The sequence below is a fragment of the Blastococcus sp. SYSU D00695 genome, from assembly GCF_054050555.1.
Genome location: NZ_JBJGZP010000003.1, coordinates 1 through 15,372 on the forward strand (window position 1 = coordinate 1; position 15,372 = coordinate 15,372).

The 15,372-nt window shown below is 76.6% G+C and carries 18 protein-coding genes; 11 read left to right on the top strand and 7 right to left on the bottom strand.

Annotated features, from left to right (window positions below; genetic code table 11):
* Positions 1-49 precede the first annotated feature (49 nt).
* The 3 genes from pstS to ACI781_RS02650 all read right to left on the bottom strand — a co-directional run bounded on the left by pstS (position 50) and on the right by ACI781_RS02650 (position 3,130).
* Positions 50-1,165, bottom strand: a complete 1,116-nt coding sequence (gene pstS, locus ACI781_RS02640) for a phosphate ABC transporter substrate-binding protein PstS (protein ID WP_456564530.1) — start codon at positions 1,163-1,165, stop codon at positions 50-52.
* A 266-nt stretch (positions 1,166-1,431) separates the two neighbouring features.
* Positions 1,432-2,373, bottom strand: coding sequence for a mycothiol synthase (gene mshD / locus ACI781_RS02645; protein WP_456564735.1), 942 nt, complete (start codon positions 2,371-2,373; stop codon positions 1,432-1,434).
* Between the two features lie 7 nt (positions 2,374-2,380).
* Entirely contained in the window at positions 2,381-3,130 is a 750-nt protein-coding gene (locus ACI781_RS02650) for a winged helix-turn-helix transcriptional regulator (RefSeq protein ID WP_456564531.1), read from the bottom strand.
* Positions 3,131-3,215: 85 nt separating this feature from the next.
* On the opposite strand from ACI781_RS02650, the gene ACI781_RS02655 reads away from it, so the two are divergent.
* The 7 genes from ACI781_RS02655 to ACI781_RS02685 all read left to right on the top strand — a co-directional run bounded on the left by ACI781_RS02655 (position 3,216) and on the right by ACI781_RS02685 (position 7,434).
* On the top strand, positions 3,216-4,037 hold the full coding sequence (locus ACI781_RS02655; RefSeq protein ID WP_456564532.1) for an alpha/beta hydrolase: 822 nt from the start codon (positions 3,216-3,218) through the stop codon (positions 4,035-4,037).
* Entirely contained in the window at positions 4,034-4,870 is an 837-nt protein-coding gene (locus ACI781_RS02660) for a hypothetical protein (protein WP_456564533.1), read from the top strand. Before ACI781_RS02655 ends, ACI781_RS02660 begins: the two co-directional genes overlap by 4 nt.
* Before the next feature lie 9 nt (positions 4,871-4,879).
* A complete protein-coding gene (locus ACI781_RS02665; RefSeq protein ID WP_456564534.1) occupies positions 4,880-5,572 on the top strand; it encodes an LmeA family phospholipid-binding protein in 693 nt (230 codons plus the stop codon).
* Positions 5,573-5,583: 11 nt separating this feature from the next.
* On the top strand, positions 5,584-5,985 hold the full coding sequence (locus ACI781_RS02670; protein WP_456564535.1) for a thioredoxin family protein: 402 nt from the start codon (positions 5,584-5,586) through the stop codon (positions 5,983-5,985).
* Between the two features lie 45 nt (positions 5,986-6,030).
* Complete coding sequence (locus ACI781_RS02675; protein WP_456564736.1) at positions 6,031-6,105, top strand: putative leader peptide; 75 nt, start codon at positions 6,031-6,033, stop codon at positions 6,103-6,105.
* Between the two features lie 202 nt (positions 6,106-6,307).
* Complete coding sequence (locus ACI781_RS02680; protein WP_456564536.1) at positions 6,308-7,135, top strand: sulfurtransferase; 828 nt, start codon at positions 6,308-6,310, stop codon at positions 7,133-7,135.
* An 11-nt stretch (positions 7,136-7,146) separates the two neighbouring features.
* The gene (locus tag ACI781_RS02685; protein WP_456564537.1) at positions 7,147-7,434 is read left to right on the top strand and encodes a DUF1416 domain-containing protein; all 288 of its coding nucleotides are present in this window, start codon (positions 7,147-7,149) and stop codon (positions 7,432-7,434) included.
* 87 nt (positions 7,435-7,521) lie between these two features.
* On the opposite strand, the gene ACI781_RS02690 is transcribed toward ACI781_RS02685, so the two are convergent.
* Complete coding sequence (locus ACI781_RS02690; protein WP_456564538.1) at positions 7,522-8,271, bottom strand: DUF4184 family protein; 750 nt, start codon at positions 8,269-8,271, stop codon at positions 7,522-7,524.
* A gap of 1 nt (position 8,272) precedes the next feature.
* Positions 8,273-8,959: a TetR/AcrR family transcriptional regulator gene (locus ACI781_RS02695; protein ID WP_456564539.1), complete on the bottom strand. Its 687-nt coding sequence runs from the start codon at positions 8,957-8,959 to the stop codon at positions 8,273-8,275.
* Positions 8,960-9,079: 120 nt separating this feature from the next.
* Between ACI781_RS02695 and ACI781_RS02700 the strand changes: the two genes are divergently transcribed.
* The 4 genes from ACI781_RS02700 to ACI781_RS02715 all read left to right on the top strand — a co-directional run bounded on the left by ACI781_RS02700 (position 9,080) and on the right by ACI781_RS02715 (position 12,781).
* On the top strand, positions 9,080-10,009 hold the full coding sequence (locus tag ACI781_RS02700; RefSeq protein ID WP_456564540.1) for an NAD-dependent epimerase/dehydratase family protein: 930 nt from the start codon (positions 9,080-9,082) through the stop codon (positions 10,007-10,009).
* 151 nt (positions 10,010-10,160) lie between these two features.
* Positions 10,161-10,694, top strand: a complete 534-nt coding sequence (locus ACI781_RS02705) for an FABP family protein (protein WP_456564541.1) — start codon at positions 10,161-10,163, stop codon at positions 10,692-10,694.
* Positions 10,691-12,367 carry a DUF885 domain-containing protein gene (locus ACI781_RS02710; RefSeq protein WP_456564542.1) on the top strand — a complete coding sequence of 559 codons (1,677 nt, stop codon included), beginning with the start codon at positions 10,691-10,693 and terminating at the stop codon, positions 12,365-12,367. Before ACI781_RS02705 ends, ACI781_RS02710 begins: the two co-directional genes overlap by 4 nt.
* 78 nt (positions 12,368-12,445) lie before the next feature.
* Positions 12,446-12,781, top strand: coding sequence for a VOC family protein (locus ACI781_RS02715; RefSeq protein WP_456564543.1), 336 nt, complete (start codon positions 12,446-12,448; stop codon positions 12,779-12,781).
* Positions 12,782-12,888: 107 nt separating this feature from the next.
* Here the strand turns inward: ACI781_RS02715 and ACI781_RS02720 are convergent, their stop codons facing one another.
* Together ACI781_RS02720 and nhaA are read right to left on the bottom strand one after the other, a co-directional pair.
* Positions 12,889-13,596 (bottom strand): hypothetical protein, encoded by a 708-nt coding sequence (locus ACI781_RS02720; protein WP_456564737.1) that lies wholly within the window; start codon positions 13,594-13,596, stop codon positions 12,889-12,891.
* Positions 13,597-13,942: 346 nt separating this feature from the next.
* Positions 13,943-15,259 (bottom strand): Na+/H+ antiporter NhaA, encoded by a 1,317-nt coding sequence (nhaA, locus tag ACI781_RS02725; RefSeq protein ID WP_456564544.1) that lies wholly within the window; start codon positions 15,257-15,259, stop codon positions 13,943-13,945.
* Between the last annotated feature and the right edge of the window lie 113 nt (positions 15,260-15,372).

A 15,372-nucleotide genomic window follows, 5' to 3' on the forward strand; every position in this document is an offset into this window, starting at 1 on the left:
GTGGCCCGGGGCGCCGGTCGGCGCTCCGGGCCACCGCGGGAGCCGGTCGTCAGCCGGCGGTGATGGCGTCGACCGCCTTCTGCGCCTGCTCGCGCAGGGCGTCGGAGATCTCGGCGTTGCCGGCGTTCTCCGCGGCGGCCGCCTGGCCGTCCTCGCTGATCACGTAGTCCATGAAGGCCTTGACGTTGTCGGCGGTCTCCTGCTCGTCGTAGGTGGTGCAACCGACGTGGTAGCTGACCAGCACGATCGGGTACTCGCCGGACTCCTCGGTCAGACGGTTCACCTCGATGGCGAAGTCGTACTCACCGCGACCCTCGAGGGCCGGCGAGTTCTCCACGACCGCGGCCGCGGCCTGGGCGCTGGGGGCGACGAACTCGCTCCCCACGCCGACGTTGGCGACACCCAGGTCACCGGCGCGGCTGGCGTCGGCGTAGGTCACCGCGCCCTCGGTGCCGGTCACGGTCTCGACGACACCGGAGGTGCCGTTGGCGGCCTCGCCGCCGGACAGCGGCCACTCGCCGTCGGGCTCGGCGGTCCACACGTCGGGAGCGGCCTGGTGCAGGTAGTCGGTGAAGTTGTCCGTGGTGCCGGAGTCGTCACCGCGGTGCACGGGGGTGATCGCGGTGCTCGGCAGCGTGGCGTCCGGGTTGTCCGCGGCGATCGCCGGGTCGTTCCAGGTCGTGATGGCGCCGGTGAAGATGCCCGCGATGGTGGCCGGCGACAGGTTGAGGTCGTCGACGCCCGGGAGGTTGTACATGACGGCGATCGGCGAGATGTAGTTCGGCAGCTCGAAGACCTCGCCGCCGGCGCAGCGCTCCTTCGCGGCGGCCAGCTCCTCGTCGTCCAGCGCCGCGTCGGAGCCGGCGAAGGCGGTGGTGCCGGCGATGAACTGCTCGCGGCCCGCGCCGGAGCCGGCCGGGTCGTAGCTGAACTGCACGTCGGGGTACTCGCCCTGGAAGCCGGCCTGCCACGCCTCCATGGCGGCCTGCTGGCTGCTGGCGCCGGCGCCGGCGAGCTCGCCGCTCAGCTCCTGCGTCGAGCCACCGTCGCTGCCGCCGGACGACGAGTTGTCGGACTCGTTGTCGGCGCCACAGGCGGCCAGGGCGAGCGTGGCGGCCAGGGCGGTGGACAGCGCGAGGGTGCGCGTGCTGCTGCGCAGCTTCAAGTCAGTGCCTCTCTCTGGTGCCCGGGCCTCGATGCCGGGCATGGGTGACCAACGGAGAGGAAGGTAGGGAGCCGAGGTGGACGCATCCGGGTCCCGCGGTGAACGAGCGGTGAACGCCGCCGGAGCACTTCCTGACCGGGTGAGAACCAGCTCACGTCCGGCAGGTGAACCCGGGCGATTCGGCTGGCGCGGCGGGTCCGGATGCGGCGGGATGAGCGGTTGGCCGGCGTCCCGGGCCCCGTGCGGGGCGACTGCGGGGACGGCGGTCAGCGGGGCGCGCGCCGCCAGGACACGTCGACGGCGGAGCGGGTGAACCCACGCTTCTCGTACAGCGCGACGGCCGGGACGTTGTCGGCCTCGACGTAGAGCAGGACCTCGCGCAGCCCGCGGCCGCGCAGCGAGGCCAGGCCGAGGTCGGTCAGCGCGCGGCCGAGGCCCGTGCCCTGCGCGTCGGGATCGATCCCCAGCACGTAGACCTCGCCGACCGCCTCGTCCCCGGCGTCGCCCGGGGGGTGGACCTTGGTCCAGTGCGAGCCCAGCAGCGTCCCGCCGCCGTCGGGGTCGCCCCGCCACGCCAGGAAGAAGCCGGCCGGGTCGAACCACGGCTCGGCCTCCCGCCGGGCGAGGTCCTCGGCGGTCCAGGCGCCCTGCTCCGGGTGGTGCGCGAACGCGCGGGCGTTGACCCGCAGCCACGCCTGCTCGTCGCGGCCCGGGCGGAAGGGCAGCACCCGCACGCCGTCGGGCAGCGCCGGGCGCGGGTCCGGGTCCACGCCGGCGAGGTCGCGGCGCATCTGCAGCAGCGTCCGGGCGCGCTCGTACCCGCCGGCCGCGGCGAGCTCCGCCGAGCCGGGCAGGTCGCCGTGGGCCCACACCCGCAGCGGGCGGTCCCCGGCCAGCCGCTCGAGCCGGCCGAGCAGCGCCCGGCCGGTGCCGCGCCGGCGCGCGTCGGGGTGCACCACGAGCTCGCCCTCGGCGTCGCCGGTGCCGTCCCCGCCCTCGAACCGGGCGTAGCCGACGACCGTGCCACCGGCCGCTGCCACCACGTCGCGGCCCCCGGCGGGCCCGCCGTGCTGCAGGCGCAGCTCGGCCTCCTCCGACAGCGGCCGCACGCCGTCGGCGGCGGTGGCGGCGCGCAGCAGCGCCAGGACCGCAGGCACGCGGGCGGCGTCCAGGCGCGGGACGTCCTCGACGGCGGGGTCGGTGGTCAGGGCCGGCTCAGCGGAGGGGTGCGGTGGGTCGGTCGGCCGGCGGCGCGGCGGCGTCTGCGCGGGGCGCGGTGGCGTCGGCGACCTGCTGGTCCAGCTTGTAGCCGACGTTGCGGACCGTGCCGATCAGCGCCTCGTGCTCGGTACCGAGCTTGGCCCGCAGCCGCCGGACGTGGACGTCGACCGTGCGGGTGCCGCCGAAGTAGTCGTAGCCCCAGATCTCCTGCAGCAGCTGGGCGCGGGAGAAGACCCGGCCCGGGTGCTGGGCGAGGTACTTGAGCAGCTCGAACTCCTTGTAGGTCAGGTCGAGCGGCACCCCGCGCAGCTTGGCCGAGTAGCTGTGCTCGTCGATGACCAGCTCGCCGGCCTGGGTGAGGCCGCCCTCGGCGGCGCCGGCCGGGGTGCGGGCGGCCAGCCGGCGGGCGGTCGCCCAGCGCAGGCGGGCGTCGACCTCGGCCGGCCCGGCGGTGTCCAGGAGCACGTCGTCGACCCCCCAGTCGGCCGACAGGGCCACGAGCCCGCCCTCGGACAGGACGGCGACCAGGGCCGAGGCCACGCCGGTCGAGGAGAGCAGGGCGCACAGCGCGCGGGCCTGGACGAGGTCGTGGCGGGCGTCCACCAGCACGACGTCGCCGGCGTCGCCGTCGAGCAGGCTCGACAGCTCGGGGGCCACGACCCGCACCTGGTGCCCGAGCAGACCCAGCGCCGGCAGGACCTCGGTCGTGGCCTGACGCGCCGCCGTCATGAGCACGAGTCGCATGTCGTCTCCTCACGGAGCGGGGGGACGACGAGTCGCCCCGGGGGCCCACGACGGCGCTGTCGGGTGAGACCGCAGGATAACCGACGTGTCGCCGCCCACCGCCCGGGCGCGGGGCCGGCGCCCGGTCGAGCTGCTCCCGGGTGCCCGCCCCGTCACGGTGACCACCGCGGACGGGGTCCGGCTGTCGGGGGTCGTCGTCCCGGCCGAGCGCGGGACGGGCCCCGCCCCGGCCCGCGGGGTCGTCTACGTCGTCGTCCACGGGTTCACCAACTCGACCGCCCGGCCGGACTTCCGGCGGCTGGCCGGGGTGCTGCGCCGCTCCGGCGAGGTGCGGGCGCTGGACCTGCGGGGCCACGGCCGCTCGGGTGGCGCCAGCGGGACCGGCGGGGACCCCGAGCTGCTCGACGTCGAGGCCGCGGTGGCCGCGGCCCGCGCGTCCGGGGCCGGGGCGGTGGTCACCGTGGGCATGTCGATGGGCGGCGGCGCGGTGCTGCGGAAGGCGGCGCTGGGCCGGCACCGGCCGGACGCGGTGGTCGCCGTCAGCGCGGTCAGCCGCTGGTACGTGCGCGACACCGCGCCGATGCGCCGGGTGCACTGGCTGCTGGAGACGACGGCGGGACGGCGGCTGGGCGCGCGCGCCGTCGGGCTGCGGCTCGGCCCGGCGTGGCTGGTGCCGCCCCTGGCGCCGCTGCAGGTGGTGAGCCGGATCGCGCCGACGCCGCTGCTGCTCGTGCACGGCGACCGCGACGGCTACTTCCCCGTCGAGCACGCCCGCGCCCTGGCCGCCGCGGCCGGGCCGACCGCCACCGCCTGGGTGGTCCCGGGGTTCGGACACGCCGAGAGCGGCGCCACCGCCCCGCTCGTCGAGCGGATCGCGCGCTGGGTGTCTGCGACGATCGGGGCGTGAGCGCAGCAGCACTGCCGGACGTCGAGCCGGCCCGCGCCCACCACCTGCCGGCCGCGCTCGTCGCCGCCCTCGGGACCGCCCTGCTCGCGCTGCTGCCGGGCCGGCTGGACGGCGACGCCGGCACGCTCGCCGCCGTCCTCGTGCTGCAGCTGGCGCTGGTCGCGGCCTGGGCGCCGGCGACCGGCCTCGCCGGGGGGCTGGGGGGAACGGTCCTCGGCCTGGCCGCCGCCGGCGCCGCGGACCTGCTGCTCGTGCTCCCGGACCGGCCCGAGCCCGGGGACCTGCTGGCGGTCCCGGGCATCGCCTTCGTCGCCGCGGTGCTGCACCAGATGCTGCGGCGGCCCCCGCGGCGCGACGTCGTCGGTTCCCTGGCCGGGACGCTGCTGCTGGTCTGCGCGGTCTGCGCCCTCGCGGTGCTGCTGCGGCTGCCCGACGCCGCCGGTGGGGAGGAGGCGGCGGCCACCGTGGCGCTCGTCGTCGGCGCGGCCCTGGTCGCCGGTCACCTCGTCGACGCGGTCGTGCCCCGGCCGCAGGTCGCCCCCGGTATCGACTGCGGCGTGCTCGGCCTGCTGGTCGCGCTCCTGGCCGGCGTCGCCGTCGCGGTGCTGCGCCACTCGCCCGGCGGGCTGGCCGACACCCTCTCCTCGGTCACCGCCGGGCTGGTGCTCGCCGGGGTCGCGGCGCTGGTGGGGCTGGCCGGCAGCTACGTCGCCGCGGAGGTCCCGGGCGGGGCCCGCGGGCGGCTGGCGGCCGGCCCCGTGCTGCAGGCCGTCCTGCCGATCGCCGCCTGCGGCCCGGTGGCGTTCGCGCTGGCGCTGCAGACGGCGTTCTGAGGCCGGCGCGTGCGCTCGCTCCTCGTCGCGCTGGTCGTCGTCGTGCTCCTGGCAGCGGTCGCCGACCGGGTCGCCGTCGCCGTGGTCGAGGACCGGGTGGCCGACGCCATCGCCGACCGGGGAGGCCTGGCGGGGACGCCGGACGTGTCGATCGAGGGCTGGCCCTTCCTGACCCAGGCCGTCGCCGGGGACTACCGGGACGTGCGGATCCGGCTCGACGCCGGCGACCTCGCCCAGCCCGACGGCACCTCCGGCGACGTCCGGCTGCAGGGGGTGCACGTGCCGCTGTCGGACGCGCTGGGCGGCTCGGTCAGCAGCATCCCGGTGGACCGCATCGACGGCACGGTGACGCTCTCGTACCCGCTGCTGTCCCGGGCGCTGGGCACGGACACGACCCTGCGGCGGGAGGGCGACCGGCTGCGGCTGACCAAGACGGTCTCGGTCCTCGGCTACGACGTGCCCCTGACGGCGGTGGGCACGGTGACCCTGGACGGCCAGGACCTGGTGATCGAGGTCGACGAGGCCGGTGCCGCGGGGGTGGACCTGCCCGGCGCCGTGGTCGACGCGGCCAGCGACGCGCTGGACCTGCGCTACCCGCTCGAGCTGCCGTTCGGGCTCCGGCTCAGCGGTGTGACGCCGGGCGAGGACGGCGTGGTCGTCACCGGCGGTGCGGTGGACACCGTCCTGTCCGCGACCCGCTGACCGCCGCGGGAATGCGGCGGGTCGCCGGGGCGCTGCAGGCGGCCGTGGAGGCGGTCGGGCCGGGCACGGCGCGGGAGGACGGCGCCGCGCGCGAGGCGGCGGTCCTGGCGGGGCTCGGCGTGCGGCCGGCCGGTGCCGACCTCACCGTCGTCCAGTTCTCCACCGCCTTCTGCGGGCCCTGCCGGGCGACGCGGGCCCGGCTGCAGCAGCTCCGGCGGACCCGGCCGGGGCTGGCGTACGTGCACGTGGACGCGGAGAGCCACCTCGACGCGGTGCGGGCGCTGGGCGTCACGCGCACCCCGACGCTGTTCCTCCTCGCCCGCGACGGGCGGCTGCTGGCCCGCCTGTCCGGGGCGCCCCGGCCCGGCGAGCTGACCGCCCTGGTCGACGCCCACACCGGCGGTCGCGGGTGATCGGGTCCACACGGGCGGCCGCGTCCGATCGGCTACCCTCGCCCCGTGGGCCTCATGCTGACCTCCCGCCGCACAGTCGACCTGTGCCGCGTCGGCAGCTGCCTGTGTCCGACTCCCTGAGGGCTGGTCCCCCCGGCCCAGACGCGCCCTGACCGCCGTCCGGAGAGTCGCCCCCCATGTCCCGTGAGCCCGCGCCCGTGGACGTCCGTGCCGATGGCGGCCGCGGCCTCCGCGCGCCCCGCCGCTCCCGGCGGGCCGCACCCTCCTCGCTCGCCCGCACCACCTGACCGCACGCACACCCACACAGGGAGGAACACCCCCCATGAGCCGAAACGACGTGCTCGTCACCGTCGACTGGGTGCAGGAGCACCTCGGCGACCCCGGCATCGTCCTCGTCGAGGTCGACGAGGACACCAGCGCCTACGACGGCGGACACATCGAGGGCGCCGTGCGCCTGGACTGGAAGTCCGACCTCCAGGACCCGCTGCGTCGCGACTACATCGACAAGTCCGCGTTCGAGGCGCTGCTGTCCAGCCGCGGCATCGGCAACGACGACACCGTCGTCCTGTACGGCGGCAACAACAACTGGTTCGCGGCGTACGCGTACTGGTACTTCAAGATCTACGGGCACCGCTCGGTCAAGCTGATGGACGGCGGCCGCAAGAAGTGGGAGCTCGACGGCCGCCCGCTGTCGAAGGACCCGGTGGAGCGCCCGGCCACGACGTACACGGCCGGTGAGCCCGACCTGTCGATCCGCGCCTTCCGCGACGAGGTCGTCGCCGCGATCGGCACCAAGAACCTGGTCGACGTGCGCTCGCCCGACGAGTTCTCCGGCAAGATCCTCGCCCCGGCGCACCTGCCGCAGGAGCAGTCGCAGCGCGCCGGCCACGTGCCCACCGCGATCAACATCCCGTGGAGCAAGGCGGCCAACGAGGACGGCACCTTCAAGTCCGACGAGCAGCTGGCGGCGCTGTACGCCGAGCAGGGCTTCGACGACAGCAAGGAGACCATCGCCTACTGCCGCATCGGCGAGCGGTCGAGCCACACGTGGTTCGTGCTCCAGGAGCTGCTGGGCAAGAAGAACGTCAAGAACTACGACGGCAGCTGGGTCGAGTACGGCTCGCTCGTCGGCGTCCCGATCGAGAAGTGAGCTGATCCGACATGTGCTCGGCACCCAAGCAGGGCAACACCCTCATCGACGTCGGCAACCAGACGGTCATCCAGGGGCAGGTGTGGCACGACGGCGCCCCCGTCGCCGGTGCCTACGTCCGGCTGCTCGACGAGACCGACGAGTTCACCGCCGAGGTGGTGACCAGCCCGGAGGGTGACTTCCGGTTCTTCGCCGCCCCGGGCAAGTGGAAGCTGCGCACGCTGGCCCAGGTGGGCAAGGGCGAGCGGCTCGTCGACGCCGAGGTGGGCCTGAACGAGACCACCCTCGTCATCGAGTGACGCGTCCGTAGCCGCAGACGGCGCCCCTCCCCGCAGCCGCGGGGAGGGGCGCCGTCTGCGTCGGGGGTCCCGGTCGGTGCTGCCCGGTCAGGGCAGGGTCACCGGGGTGCGCCGCCGGGCGCGCAGGTGCCACCCGAGCGCGCCGGCCAGGGCCAGCGCGGCGCCGGTGCCCCCGCCGACCCGGGCGCCCAGGAAACCCGAGGCGGGCGGGAAGCCGGCGGCGGCGACCGCGCCGGCGCCGGCGAGCGTGGCGGCCACCAGCAGCCCGCCGTACACCCACCAGGTCCCCGGGGCCGGGCGCGCCGGCCGGGCCGGGGTCCGCTGCCACCAGCGCCGGACCCACAGCAGGAGGACGGCGATCCCGAGCACGCCGCTGGCGTACTGCGCCCACTGGTGACCGGGCAGCCCGCCCACCGGGTCGCGCAGGACGGCGAGGTGGTCGGTGCCGAACCGCCCGCCGTGGGTGAACTCGTCCCACAGGACGTGCGTGGCCGCACCGGCCGCGGCCGCCAGCAGGACGGACGCCACCGCCCGCGGTGACCCGAGGCGGCGGCGCAGCCCCGGGGTCGCCCGCCCGTGGAGCCGGCCGCGCACCCCGGCCGGGGCGGTGGCCAACGCCGGCGCCGCCAGCACCCCGTGCCACAGCGCCCAGGCGGCGACGGCGAGCAGCACGTCGAGCGTGACCACCGCGACCGCCGTGTGCGTCGGCCAGTCGGGCCGGCCGGGCAGGAAGTAGGGGAGGTCGGGCGCCACGCTGCCGGCGACCAGGGCCGACGCCGGCAGGCCGGTCCGCAGCAGCGGCAGGACGGCGGCCACGTGGCTCGGGGTGAAGGGCACGTCAGAGACCGATCAGCCGGCCCAGCGCGCGCATGGCCTCGTCGAAGAACCGGTCCCCGTCGGCGACCGACCCGGTGAGGTGGCCGAAGAGCTCGAAGCTGACCGCGCCGTAGACCGCGCTCCAGGCCAGCAGCGCGCGGACCCGCACGTCGTCGTCCAGCGCCGGGTGCTCCCCGCCCAGGACGGCGACGGCCTCCGGCGTCACGACGCCGTGCGCGGGCCCCCCACCGGCGGGGGGCAGCAGCCCGGCCCGCGCCGCGTCGCCCAGCACCCGGCCGAGGACGATCCCGACGCGCGAGGCGGCCGGGACGGTGTCCGCCGGCGCGGTGTAGCCGGGGACGGGCGACCCGTACAGCAGGGCGTACTCGTGCGGGTGGGCCCGCGCCCAGGTGCGGACGGCGCGGCAGACGGCCAGCCAGCGCTGGGCCGGTGCGGCGGCGGGGTCGTCGGCGGCCTCCGCGGCGGCCCCGAGCGCGTCGTAGCCGTCGATGATCAGGCGGGTGAGCAGGTCGTCGCGGCTGGGGAAGTACCGGTAGAGCGCCGAGGACACCATGCCCAGCTCCCGCGCGACCGCGCGCAGCGACAGCCCGGCGGCGCCGACCTCGGCGAGCTGGCGCCGCGCGGCGTCGGTGATCTCGCCGGTGATCTCGGCGCGGACGCGTTCGCGGGCGGTGGGCACGGGGGCCATGGTGCGCTGAAGAGATCGGTGACCGCAAGCGAGAGCACCGCTCTTGACGCCCGTGTCGGCGTCTGCGACTGTCGATCCAGTCCGAGAGCACCGCTCTCGATGGATGGTCGGGAGGCCGAGATGGCACTGCACGTGATCGTGGGCAAGGGGCCGGTGGGGACGACGACGGCCGCGACCCTGGCCGCCGCCGGGCACGAGGTGCGCGTCCTGTCGCGCAGCGGCGGCACCTCCACCGCCGCGGTCGAGCACCGGCAGGTCGACGCCGCCGACGCCGACGCGCTCACCGCGGCGACCCGGGGCGCGGCCGCCCTCTACAACGCGGTCAACCCCGACTACTCCCGCTGGCCCACCGACTGGCCCCCCGTGGCGGCGGCGCTCCTCACGGCCGCCGAGCGCGCCGGCGCCGTCCTGGTCACCATGGGCAACCTCTACGGCTACGGGCGGCCCACCGGGGTGATGACCCCCGACTCCCCGCTCGCCGCGACCGACACCAAGGGCCGGGTGCGCAACCGCATGTGGGCCGACGCGCTCGCCGCGCACGAGGCCGGCCGGATCCGGATGACCGAGGCGCGGGCCGCGGACTTCGTCGGGCCGCAGGTGCCCGCCGCGCAGTCCCACCTGGTCCGCCAGCTGCCCGCGGTGCGGCGCGGCCGCCGGGCCTTCGTCGTGGGCGACCCGGACGCCCCGCGCTCGTGGAGCTACCTGCCCGACGTCGCGGCGACCCTCGCCGTCCTCGGCACCGACGAGCGCGCGCTGGGCCGCGCCTGGCACGTGCCCAGCAGCCCGCCGCGCTCGCAGCGGCAGGCGATCGCCGACCTCTGCGCCGCGGCCGGCCGCCCCGCCGTCCCGGTCAGCGGCCTCCCCTGGCCGCTGCTGCGGGCGATCGGCGTGGTCGCGCCGAGGATGCGCGAGGTGGTCGACGTCCGGCACCAGTTCGACCAGCCCTACCTCATGGACGCCGCGGCGACGACCGCGAGGTTCGGGCTGACCGCGACGCCGTGGGAGCAGGTCGTGGCCGCCACCGTGCAGGCGGTCCCCGCGGCCGCCTGACCCGGCGGTGCCGGCGGACCGGGTCCCGGCGGGGTCCTACGGTGGGGGCCATGGTCTCTGCCTGGGTCCTCGTCGCCCTGGTGTCGCTGGCTGCCCTCGGCAGCGGGTACGGCGCCGTCCGCCTCGCACGCGCGCCGCGGGAGGCCCGGCGGTGACCGAGCCGACGCAGCTGCCCGTCGAGGACACCGTCGACGTCCGCTCCGGGCCCGAGGTCGCCCACGAGCTCCTCGGGCTGCTGCCGCTGCTCGGCGAGTGGCACGGCGAGGGCGTGAGCGCCGGCGAGGACGGTGACCGGCGGTTCGGGCAGTGGATGCGGTTCGCCCACGACGGCCGCGGCTTCCTCGCCTACGAGTCGCGGACCTGGCTGATCGGCGACGACGGCCGGCCCGCCGGCCCGGACGCCCGCGAGTCCGGCTTCTGGCGCCCGCGCGGCGAGGACGACGTCGAGCTGCTGGTCGTCGACCCCGCGGGCCTGGTGGAGCTGTACGTCGGCACCGCCCGGACGACGACCAGCTGGGAGCTCACCTCCGACGTCCTGGCGCACACGCCCGACGGGCCCGACGTCACCCGAGCCGTCCGCCTCTACGGGGTGGTGGAGGGCGCGCTGATGTACGCCATCGACCGGGCCACCGGGGACGCGCCGCTGCGGCCCACGACGTCGGCGCGGCTCGACCGGCTCCGGTGAGCGGGCCGGCGTCCACCCCGCGGGCGGTGGCCGACCGGTACGTCGCGGCGCTGTCCGCGCTGGACCCGCTGGTGGCCACGTCGCTGGGGCAGGCGGCCGACGGGCTGCCGGACACGACGCCGGACGGGCTCGAGGAGCGCGCCGCACTGGCCCGGCACGCGCTCGCGGAGCTCGCCGCGGCCCCGGCCGACGGCGCCGGCGCGCGCCGCTGCGCCCGGCTGCTACGCGAGCGGCTGGGCGACGAGCTGGCGCGGCACGAGGCCGGCGAGGACCTGCGGGAACTGTCGCACCTGTTCAGCCCGCTGCACGCGATCCGGCAGGCCTTCATGCTGATGCCGGCCGAGACCGAGGAGGACTGGTCCCTCCTCGCCCGCCGGGTGGCGCGGGTGCCCGAGGCCTACCGCGGCGTCGTCACGACCCTGCGCGAGGGCGCCCGCCGCGGGCTGCTCGTGGCGCCGCGGCAGGTGCGCGCCGTCGCCGACCAGCTCGACGCGTGGCTGGCCGGCCCGTGGTTCGCCGGCCTCGTCGCGGCCGGACCGCCGGCGCTGCGCCGGGACCTGGACGCCGCGGCGACGTCCGCCGACGACGCCGTCGCCGAGGTCCGCGACTTCCTGCGCGGGGAGTACCTCGCCCGCGCCGAGGGGACGCCGGACGCCGTCGGCCGCGACCGGTACGCGCTGGCGGCCCGCCGCTGGACCGGCGCGGACCTCGGCGCGGACGGCCGGCTGGAGGAGGCCTACGCGTTCGGCTGGGCCGAGCACCGCCGGCTGCTGGCCGAGCAGCGGCGGGCCGCCGCCGAGGTGCTGCCCGGCGCGACGCCGCGCGAGGCGATGCGGCGGGTCGCGGAGCACGGACCGGCCGTGGACGGCGTCGAGGGCGCCCGGGCGTACCTGCAGGGCGTCATGGACCGGGCGATCGACGCCCTCGACGGCGTCCACTTCGACATCGCGCCCCCGCTGCGCCGCGTCGAGGCCGTCGTCTCCCCGCCCGGCAGCGCGGCCGGCGCGTACTACACGCCACCCTCGCAGGACTTCTCCCGCCCCGGCCGCACCTGGCTGCCGGTCCTCGGCCGCGAGCGGTTCCCGCTGTGGGACCTCGTCTCGATCTGGTACCACGAGGGCGTCCCGGGCCACCACCTGCAGCTGGGGCAGTGGGTGCTGCGGTCGGGTGAGCTGTCGACGTTCCAGACCTCGGTGGGCATGGTGGGCGCCGACATCGAGGGCTGGGCGCTGTACGCCGAACGGCTGATGGACGAGCTCGGCCACCTCACCGAGCCGTGGGCGCGGCTGGGCCACCTCGACGGCCAGCAGCTGCGGGCGATGCGCGTCGTCGTCGACCTCGGCCTGCACCTCGGGCTGCGGGTCCCCGAGGACGCCGACGGCGTCCTCGCCGACGCCCGGGGACGGCCCTGGACGCCGGAGCTGGCCCGAGCGTTCCTCGGCGAGCACAGCGGCAGCACCACGGCGTTCCTGGACAGCGAGCTGGTGCGCTACCTCGGCGTCCCGGGGCAGGCGATCGGCTACAAGCTGGGGGAGCGGGCGTGGCTGGCCGGCCGGGCGGCGGCGCGGCGGGCGCGGGGCGCGGCGTTCGACCTCCGGTCGTGGCACATGGCCGCGCTGTCGCAGGGCTCGCTCGGCCTGGACGACCTGGAGTCCGAGCTCGCCGCCCTCTGACCCGTGCGGAACCGCCCGTCTGCGCGGCGGGGGCGGCCGACGGCGATGAGTCCGGACGGCGGGAGCGGTCACCCCTGCATGAGCTTCTCCACCGTGCTCGCCCAGTCGACCGTCTCCGACCTCGGCGCCGCCGAGCGCTGGTACACCGAGCTGTGGGACCGCGCCCCCGACGCCCGGCCGATGCCCGGGCTGCTCGAGTGGCGCCTGCCCGGCGGGTCGGGGCTGCAGGTCTGGTCCGAGCCGGAGCGCGCGGGGCGGTCCACGGTGGTCCTGGGCCTCGACGACCTCGACGCCGTCGTCACCCGGCTCCGCGCCGCGGGGAGCGCCCACGGCGAGCCGGAGCCCGGCGGCGGGGGACGGGTGCTGGTGCTGGCCGACCCCGACGGCAACCGGGTCGTGCTCACCGGCCCCTGAGACAGCCAGCGTCGCGACGGTCCCGGTGATGTGCGGTTCTGGCGTGTTCTGGGTCCCGGAACGCGCCACAGGTGCACATCGCTCCGGCCTGGCAGGGGCGCGGCCCCTCAGGCGCGCGGGGCGACCGGGTTGACCGAGTCGGCGGCGTAGCCCACCGGGTCGTCCGGGCGGGCCGGGTGCACCTCCAGGCGCGAGGCCAGCAGCGCGTCCAGCACCTCGGCCGGCCCCGCCACGTAGGTGCTCATGAGCTCCGGGTCGGTGGCCACCACCCACGCGCGGTCGGCCGGCCACCACAGCGCCGGGCTCTGCTCCTGCGGCTCCGGCGCCACGTTCGCCGTGGCGAGGGTGATCGGGCCGCTGACCAGCAGCAGCTCGCACGAGGGCAGCGCCAGGCGCGGGGCGTCGGCCCCCTCCTCGTCGCAGGCCCCGAAGAAGCAGCGGTCCGGCGTCGTGGTCACACCCGTCAGCACCGCGGCCAGCTCGGCGGCCACGTGCGTGGAGAGGTGGCCGGGCGCCGGGGTGTCGTTCCAGACGTCGGGCTGGTCCTCCTCGCCGACGTAGTCCCAGGACCCGGTGACCCCCGGCCACTGCATCAGGCGGTGGGCGGTCGTGCCGTTGTACGCGGCGACCTCGTCCCAGCGGACGTCGACGTCGGTGTCCCCGTCGTAGCGGACGGCAGGGTGCAGGACCCGCGCGTGCGCCGGGAAGCCGGCGGGCACGAGCGCGGCGACCGTGCCGCGACGGGCCTCGCAGAGGGCGTCGACGAGCCACGCGGCGGGGGAGAGGTCGGTCTCGACGGGCCGGCCGGCCAGCATCACGGGACGGAACCTACCGCCGCCCGGCCGGAACTGCCCCGGGGAACGGACAACCCCCGGGCTGCTCCGCGGCGCTGGACCCTGAGACCAGGGGAGCTGCACGCGGGCCGACTGGACAACGGTCGGCGGCCCGGGGGTCGGGTGACTGTCCGGTTCTCGCTCGCCGCCGTACGACGGACGGGCGATCATGCCGTCGTTCGGAGTCCCCTCCGAACGGGCGGCCCATCTGGACGGCGGCTAGCGGACAGCCACCTCACGAGTCCGATAAGCATGCAAGTTACGGACCACCTCCTCTCTCGTGTACCTCGACGGTACGACCGGATCCGGCGGTCGGCAACGCGCTTTCTCAGGCCTCGGCGACGGGCCGCTGGTACACGTCCGGCACGCCGTCGGAGTCCGCGTCGACCCGCTCCTCCCGGGCGATCCGGCGGTACCGGCGGTTGCGCAGCCGCAGCACGACGGTGGCCAGCAGGGCCGCCAGCAGCGTGCCGACGAGAACGCCGACCTTCACGTGGTCGTCGCGCACGCTGCCCTGCCCGAACGCCAGCTCCCCGATCAGCAGCGACACGGTGAATCCGATGCCCCCGAGCAGCGCCAGGCCGATGACGTCCCACCAGCCGAGCTCGTCGGCGAACTCGGCGCGGGTGAAGCGCACCACCAGCCAGGTGGAGCCGGCGATCCCGACCGCCTTGCCCACGACCAGGCCGACCACGATGCCCAGCGCCACCCGGTCGCCGAGCGAGTCGGCCAGGCCGGAGAACCCGCCGATCGTGACCCCGGCGGCGAAGAAGGCGAAGACCGGGACCGCGACGCCCGCCGAGATCGGCCGGAACCGGTGCTCCAGGTGCTCGGCCAGGCCGGGCCCGGCCGCCGGGCCGCCGGCGGCGTCGCTGCGCAGCACCGGGACGGCGAAGCCGAGCAGCACGCCGGCGACCGTGGCGTGCACGCCGGAGGCGTGCACCAGCGCCCAGGTGAGGACGGCCAGCGGCAGCAGCAGCCACCAGGAGCGGACCCGGCGCTGCACCAGCACGGTGAACAGGCCCAGCGGCACCAGGGCGAGCGCGAGCCAGCCGGCGGCCAGCGACGACGTGTAGAAGAGCGCGATGATCAAGATGGCCAGCAGGTCGTCGACCACGGCGAGGGTCAGCAGGAACGTGCGCAGCGCCGTCGGCAGGTGCGTGCTGATCACCGCGAGGACGGCGAGCGCGAACGCGATGTCGGTGGCCGTCGGGACCGCCCAGCCCGCCAGGTCGCCGTCCCCGCTCGCGTTCACCAGCACGTAGACCACGGCCGGTGCCGTCATGCCGCCCACGGCGGCGACCACCGGGAGCAGGGCCCGCTTCGGGTCGCGCAGGTCGCCGGCCACGAACTCGCGCTTGAGCTCGAGCCCGGCGACGAAGAAGAAGATCGCCAGCAGGCCGTCGGCCGCCCACTCGCCCAGGGTCAGGTGCAGGTGCAGCGACTCCGGGCCGATGCGGGTGTCGCGCAGCGTCTCGTACGCCGCCGACCACGGGCTGTTGGCCCAGACGAGGGCGACGACGGTGCCGAGGAGGAGGAGGACGCCGCCGACGGTCTCCCGGCGCAGCACGTCGGCGATGCGGCGGGCCTCGGCCCACGAACCGCGGGCGAAGACACGGGGGTGGCGGCTGGCGGTGCTCGGCACGGGGACTCCAGGGGTCGGGTCGGGAACGCCGACCAGACTTCCCGGCTCACCTCCGGTCAGCGTAGCGGCGGCCGGCCTCGGCGGCCCGGCGCGACGGGCGCCGGTCCGTAGAG